Annotated in this window: 8 protein-coding genes and 1 pseudogene; 7 read left to right on the top strand and 2 right to left on the bottom strand. The window is 61.3% G+C overall.

The features are described from left to right. Positions 1-202: pseudogene (locus tag IGW04_RS22855) on the bottom strand (NAD(P)(+) transhydrogenase (Re/Si-specific) subunit alpha); the annotation flags it as partial. A 207-nt stretch (positions 203-409) separates the two neighbouring features. Between IGW04_RS22855 and IGW04_RS22850 the strand changes: the two are divergent. The 7 genes from IGW04_RS22850 to IGW04_RS22820 all read left to right on the top strand — a co-directional run bounded on the left by IGW04_RS22850 (position 410) and on the right by IGW04_RS22820 (position 4,925). Beyond that, entirely contained in the window at positions 410-895 is a 486-nt protein-coding gene (locus IGW04_RS22850; RefSeq protein WP_194715405.1) for an NUDIX hydrolase, read from the top strand. Continuing rightward, complete coding sequence (gene mnmA / locus IGW04_RS22845) at positions 888-1,997, top strand: tRNA 2-thiouridine(34) synthase MnmA (protein WP_194715404.1); 1,110 nt, start codon at positions 888-890, stop codon at positions 1,995-1,997. The genes IGW04_RS22850 and mnmA overlap by 8 nt, the downstream gene beginning before the upstream one ends. A gap of 532 nt (positions 1,998-2,529) precedes the next feature. Further along, positions 2,530-2,697, top strand: a complete 168-nt coding sequence (gene hemP, locus IGW04_RS22840; RefSeq protein WP_228527337.1) for a hemin uptake protein HemP — start codon at positions 2,530-2,532, stop codon at positions 2,695-2,697. A gap of 40 nt (positions 2,698-2,737) precedes the next feature. Beyond that, on the top strand, positions 2,738-2,986 hold the full coding sequence (locus IGW04_RS22835) for a (2Fe-2S)-binding protein (protein WP_194715402.1): 249 nt from the start codon (positions 2,738-2,740) through the stop codon (positions 2,984-2,986). Positions 2,987-2,995: 9 nt separating this feature from the next. After that, positions 2,996-3,724 carry an energy transducer TonB gene (locus IGW04_RS22830; RefSeq protein WP_194715401.1) on the top strand — a complete coding sequence of 243 codons (729 nt, stop codon included), beginning with the start codon at positions 2,996-2,998 and terminating at the stop codon, positions 3,722-3,724. Positions 3,725-3,786: 62 nt separating this feature from the next. After that, positions 3,787-4,509, top strand: a complete 723-nt coding sequence (locus tag IGW04_RS22825; RefSeq protein WP_194715400.1) for a MotA/TolQ/ExbB proton channel family protein — start codon at positions 3,787-3,789, stop codon at positions 4,507-4,509. Continuing rightward, positions 4,509-4,925 (top strand): ExbD/TolR family protein, encoded by a 417-nt coding sequence (locus IGW04_RS22820; protein ID WP_194715399.1) that lies wholly within the window; start codon positions 4,509-4,511, stop codon positions 4,923-4,925. The genes IGW04_RS22825 and IGW04_RS22820 overlap by 1 nt, the downstream gene beginning before the upstream one ends. 118 nt (positions 4,926-5,043) lie before the next feature. Here the strand turns inward: IGW04_RS22820 and IGW04_RS25935 are convergent, their stop codons facing one another. Continuing rightward, positions 5,044-6,201 carry a LuxR C-terminal-related transcriptional regulator gene (locus IGW04_RS25935; protein WP_228527336.1) on the bottom strand — a complete coding sequence of 386 codons (1,158 nt, stop codon included), beginning with the start codon at positions 6,199-6,201 and terminating at the stop codon, positions 5,044-5,046. Positions 6,202-6,392: the final 191 nt, after the last annotated feature.

Below are 6,392 nucleotides of genomic sequence, written 5' to 3'. Positions count from 1 at the left end.
TGTCGGCGCCGAAGGCATCGGCCGCGCTGCCGATCTGCGCGCCGGCGGCGGCATAGGCCTCGTCGGTGACGCTGGAGCGCAGGCCGGCGCCGGCCTGCACCACCAGCTCGTGCTTGGCCGCCACCAGCTTCTTGACGGTCTCGGGGGTGGCGGCCACCCTTGTCTCACCCAGCCTTGTTTCGGCCGGAATTCCTATCCTCATGCCTACCTCCAGGTTATTTTCTTGGCACCGATCTTACACGGCTTTACAAAAAAGGAACAACCGTTCTTTTTTTAGTTCCGCAATTGCACTTCTGCTTTTATTGAGGGAATTTCTGATAAATGTTGTAAGAAAATGCTGCTACGCGGCATGCCGCACAAACTTCCGGTGGGGAGCGCTGTAAAATGGCGCCCTCTTAAGAGGAAGCTTATGAGTGATATCTGGAAACCTTCAGTGACAGTGGCAGCCGTGATCGAGCGCGACGGACGGTTCCTGCTGGTCGAGGAAGAAACCAGCGATGGCGTGCGCTTTAACCAGCCGGCCGGACATCTGGATCCGAATGAAACCCTGGAGCAGGCTGTCGCTCGCGAAACCATGGAAGAGACGGCGCATGAATTCACGCCGACCGACCTGGTGGGCGTCTACATGTCACGCTACCTGTCGTCGCGCACACACACCGAAGTGACCTACCTGCGTTTCACCTTCAGCGGCAAGGTCGGCGCCAATTACGATATGCCGCTCGACACCGGCATCCTGCGCGCAATATGGATGACCTATGACGAAATGCAGGCCACCCGCAGCCGCCACCGAAGCGACCTGGTGATGCAATGCGTGGATGATTATCTCGCTGGCAAGAGAGCGCCATTGTCGCTGCTCTATACCCATGCCAGCGTGCTTGGAGAATTGCATGTCTAGAAAGGTGGTGATCGGCATGTCGGGCGGCGTCGACTCTTCGGTCGCGGCCTGGATGCTGAAGGAACAGGGCTATGAAGTGATCGGCCTGTTCATGAAGAACTGGGAAGACGACGACGATTCCGAATACTGCTCGACCCGCCAGGACTGGATCGACGCGGTCAGCGTTGCCGACGTGATCGGCGTGGACATCGAGGCCGTCAACTTCGCTGCCGAATACAAGGACCGGGTATTCGCCGAATTCCTGCGTGAATACCAGGCCGGCCGCACGCCCAATCCGGACGTGCTGTGCAATGCCGAAATCAAGTTCAAGGCCTTTCTCGATCACGCGATGAAGCTGGGCGCCGACCTGATCGCCACCGGCCACTATGCCCGCGTGCGGCAGGCCGCCGGCGGCAACTTCGAGCTGCTCAAGGCAGTCGACGCCAGCAAGGACCAGAGCTACTTCCTGCATCGCCTGAACCAGGCACAGCTGTCCAAAACCCTTTTTCCGCTGGGCGAAATCCACAAGAGCGAAGTGCGCCGCATTGCCGAGCAACTGCAACTGCCGAATGCGAAAAAGAAGGATTCCACCGGCATCTGCTTCATCGGCGAGCGGCCGTTCCGTGAATTCCTGAACCGCTATCTGTCCTACCGGCCGGGCCCAATGAAGACGCCGGACGGCAAGACGGTCGGAGAGCATGTCGGCCTGAGCTTCTATACGCTGGGCCAGCGCAAGGGCATCGGCCTGGGCGGCATGAAATCCAACCGCAATGACGACGGCAGCCATGACGCCTGGTATGTGGCGCGCAAGGACGTGGAAAGCAACACGCTGTACGTGGTGCAGGGGCATGACCATCCCTGGCTGCTGTCGGGCACGCTGGATGCCGGGCAGGTAAGCTGGGTGGCCGGCGTCGCACCCGAGCTGGAAACCCTGTCGGCCAAGACCCGTTACCGGCAAGCCGACGTCGCCTGCCGCCAGCGCAGCGCCGATGACGGCTTCGCACTGGCGTTCGACGCGCCGCAGTGGGCGGTCACGCCCGGCCAGTCGGCCGTGCTGTACCAGGGCGATGTCTGCCTGGGCGGCGGCATCATCAGCAATGCCGAGGCGCTGTCGCACGCCTGAGCATTCCTGGCGGGCCGCACCGGCCCGCCTTCCCTTCCTGCCGCCAACCCCGCTTTAACGAGCCAGACACAGTAGGGTGGAATACCCCGAAGGGGCATTCCACCGCATTCGGCCGCAAACCATTCCACTGTGTTTGGGCAAAACAAATTCCGCCAGGTTTGGCGAAAATCCATTCCACCGCGTTCGGCCGACCAGGATGGGCGTACCGATTTCCCCTTGAGGCCCCGGTGCAATGCCTCTTCAGGGCATTACACCCTACTAACGCCGGCCAACAGTCTGATCCAATGACCCTACGGCGTATTGCACACTGTCGGGTTGTCTTTTTTCCTCCTGTGCCATTCCACCCACCTTTCCCCGCTCCATTCTGCTGCAGCGTCTGCTGACAAAGTCCCGTCGTTACCATTTCCACCAATCTGTTTCGCCTACAGCACAAATTAACACTTGCTATCACCTACTTCTTCAGGAATAATCTAAATACGAATTGTTCGCATTTACAAAGGCAGCCATGCGTGACACCGCCCCGAAGGATGCAATGCCGGCATCGGCGCAATCGAAGCCGGACCAGGCGCCTGCGCCAGCAGTGCGCCGGCTCAGGAGCCAGGACTTGTTCCAGCACCTGCGTGAACTTGAAATCGACCATGAAGGCCGGATTTACCGGCTGCGGCTGACCCAGCTCAACAAGCTGATCCTGACCGCCTGACTGACCCCTTTTTGGCTTTGGCCGCCTGAGGAAACATCAAATGATCGTCTGCGTCTGCAACAACGTCTCCGACCGCAAGATCCGCCAGGCCGTCGATGCCGGCATGACCACCATGGTGGAACTGCGCGAACATCTGGATATCGGCACCTGCTGCGGCAAATGCCATCCCAGCGCCAAGCGTATCCTGCGGGATTGCCTGGATGCCGCAGCGCCGACGCAGTCGCAGCCGCTTCCGAGCGAGCCGCATGTGCAGCCGATTGTGTTCTTCCCCAATGCGCTTGCCGCCTGATCATCGTCCATGCCCGCATCTGCATTACCCCTGTCCGGATCGGGCATACGCGCCATTCCCCTCGCACTGATCGTCCTGCTGCATGCAGCGCTGCTGTATGCGGCGCTGCATGGCATGAAGCATCCGGTTGCCATTCCCACCGTGCCGCGTGAAGTCATTGCCACGCTGATCACGCCGCAACCGGCGCCTACGCCGCCACAACCCCAACCCACGCCGCCGGCGCCACAGCCCGAGCCCAAGCCAGTGCCCAAGGTCACGCCCAAGCCAGCGCCGGCGGTCAAGAAAGCGGCGCCGCCCAAGCCAAACCCGAAACCGGCGCCGGAGCCGGCCGAAAAGTCGATCAGCACACCGGCGCCGCCGCCCGTCGCCGCGGCGCCTGCCGCGCCCGAACCCCAGGCAGCGGCGCCTGCCGCGCAGCCTGCGCCTCCAGCGCCGCCCGTTCCTGCAGCGCCGGCGCCGCCGAAAACCGTTTCCGGCGTTGAATACGTGCAGCCGCCGCAGCCGGACTATCCGCCGATCGCCAAGCGCATGGGTGAAGAAGGCAAGGTCATGCTGCGGGTGCTGGTCAGCGAGCGCGGCCGCCCGGAGAAGGTCGATGTGCAGAAGTCCTCGGGTTACGCGCGACTGGATGAAGCCGCCCGCCAGGCCGCCCTGCGTGCCGTCTTCAAGCCGCATCTGGAAGACGGCCGGCCAGTGGCGGTGTATGCGCTGATCCCGATTAATTTCTCGATCCAGTAAAAAAGCAGAGCCCCACGCGCGCTGGGCGCAACCCCATTTCAAACAATCTTCAAGGAATCATCATGCAAGGTAATCCCTACGGACTGGACAGCCTCTGGCTGCAGGGCGATTTTGTTATCCGCGGCGTCGCCATCCTGCTGCTGCTTCTGTCGATCGCTTCCTGGTACGTGATCGTGACCAAGGCGCTGCAATTGCTGCGCTACCGGCGCGCCTCGTCCGTGGCCGGCCGCCAGTTCTGGGATGCCAGCAATGTGCAGGAAGGCGTGGCGGCGCTGGGCAGCAACAATCCCTATGCCGACCTGGCGCAGGCCGGCGTGAAGGCGATGCACCATCACAGCGCGCACCAGGGACATCTGCATGACCAGCTGTCGGTCAGCGACTGGGTCACGCTGTCGCTGCGGCAGGCGATCGACGAATCATCGGCCAAGCTGCAGTCCGGCATGGCGATCCTGGCCTCGGTCGGCTCCACCGCGCCCTTCGTCGGCCTGTTCGGCACGGTCTGGGGCATCTACCATGCGCTGGTATCGATCGGCACCAGCGGCCAGGCCAGCATCGACAAGGTAGCCGGCCCGGTCGGCGAAGCGCTGATCATGACGGCGCTGGGCCTGGCGGTGGCGATCCCGGCCACCTTCGGCTACAACGCGCTGGTGCGTGGCAACAAGTCCACGCTGGCGCGCCTGAACAAGTTCGGCTTCGATCTGCACGCGCTGTTCGTCACGGGTTCACGCACCGCGGATGGCGCGCAGCCGCAAGGCAAGCACCTGACGGTTGCAAGGAGCGCATGATGGCAATGGGTTCCCTGTCCGACTCGGACGACGACTTCAACCCGGAAATCAACACCACGCCGCTGGTGGACGTGATGCTGGTGCTGCTGATCATTTTCATCATCACCATCCCGGTGATTAATCACAGCGTCAAAATCGACCTGCCGCGCGCCACCAGTCAGCCCGATGACCTGAAGCCCGAGAACATCAATCTCGACATCGATGCGCAGGGCCAGATCTTCTGGAACAGCGAAGCCATCGACGCCACTCAGCTGAACCTGCGCATTGCCACCGCGGCGCAAAAGACGCCGCAGCCGGAACTGCACCTGCGGGCCGAGCGCACAACGCAATATGAAAAGGTGGCACAGGTCATGGCCGCGGCGCAATCGGGCGGCTTGAGCAAGATCGGCTTCGTGACCGAGCCGGAAAAGAAATAATCGGCAAGCGGAAAAAAACGAAAAGCGGACTTCGGTCCGCTTTTTTTCCATCTGCCAGTTCACTGCAGCCTGCATGCCTCCCTTCGTCAGCACGCAGGCGCGCTGGCTTGCGTCATGCTCAGGGCAAGAGGCCAAGCTGTGTTGCGCGTGCCACTGCGGCCATCTTGTTGCAGGTATCGAGCTTGAAAAGAAAATTGGTGACGTGGAAATTCACGCCGCTCACCGACAGATCGAGGATGCGGGAGATTTCATCGGAGGTCTTGCCGCAAGCCGTCCATGCCAGCACTTCCTGCTCCCGCCGTGTCAGCGCCGGCCGGGCGAGCGGCGCGGGCTGGATATCGATATCGCATACGGCAAGATGATGCGGCTGTCCCAGTGCCCATGCCACTGCCTGCGTGACGTCCTTGGGCGTGAGCTCGCCACTGGCCTCCAGCGCGCCGGACTGTATGCGGGTGAAGCGCACGCCAAGCTCGGTCAGTTCGGCACGCAAGGTGGCAATGAGCAGTTCCGCATGCTCATGATGCAGCGACGGCCTTGATCTGGCATGGCGAAAACCGGTTTCAGGGATCAGTACGGCAAGCGCATGGCTGCGCCGGGACGCTGACAGATCAGGCAGAACAGCGCGCACTGCATGAACAAAATCCCCTGCGCCAGCAGCCGGGTCGACATTGAGAGAATGCGGGCCCTTCTCCAGCAAGGGGTTGTGACAGGACTGCAGGCAAATCATCCCAACCAGCGTATCGATTTGCCGAAAACGCTCCGGCAATGCAGCGATGGCGTTACGCAGCATGGCATCCGTGCCGACGCCCTTGTTGACACAAGCGATCCGGTCTGCCACTGGTCCCTTGATGAACTCTTCGGGCGCTTTGTCATCTGCCAGCACTGCCACGACCCGGTGGCCGGCATTGGCCAGCATATTGACGCAGTGCAGTCCGGTCTCCCTTGCCTGGCCGGCGCCGGTGATCACCAGCACCGTTCTTGACCTCAATACCTCCGCCGCCCTTGCCTGCGCCTCCCGCTTGCGCAGCGACTGCTGGCGTGCATTTCTTTCATAGGCGTAGCTGCGCGCCTTGTCGTCATCGTGGGGTTGACGTGCTGACGCTTCATCCCTGGACATGATGTTTTCTCCGAGAACCTTAACTGGATTGAAAGCCTTCCGCCTGCGGACGGTCCATCGGATCGACTGGGTGATACACAAAACAGGCGCGATGAGGAGTAGCGCCGCACAGGATGCGCAAAGGCTGTTTTTTGTGAAAGATTTGTTTTTTAGTGGCAAGTTTTTTTTAACAATTAGGGGGAAACTGACTGCGGTTTACCAGGGTGGGGTTGGCGCATGCAACTGATGGGGGCGATGGTGGGCTTGGTGAGGAAGCCAGTTTTTGTGCATGTCGGGAATGTGATTTGCCTGGGGATGCAAGCTTGCGGGGTGCGTGGAAGCGGGAACTTTGATGACAACTAGTGGCTGAG

The organism is Noviherbaspirillum soli (assembly GCF_015352955.1).
GTDB classification, from domain to species: domain Bacteria; phylum Pseudomonadota; class Gammaproteobacteria; order Burkholderiales; family Burkholderiaceae_D; genus Noviherbaspirillum_A; species Noviherbaspirillum_A soli.
Note: the sequence above shows the minus strand (reverse complement) of the source record. Positions and strands in the feature narration are given on the sequence as shown.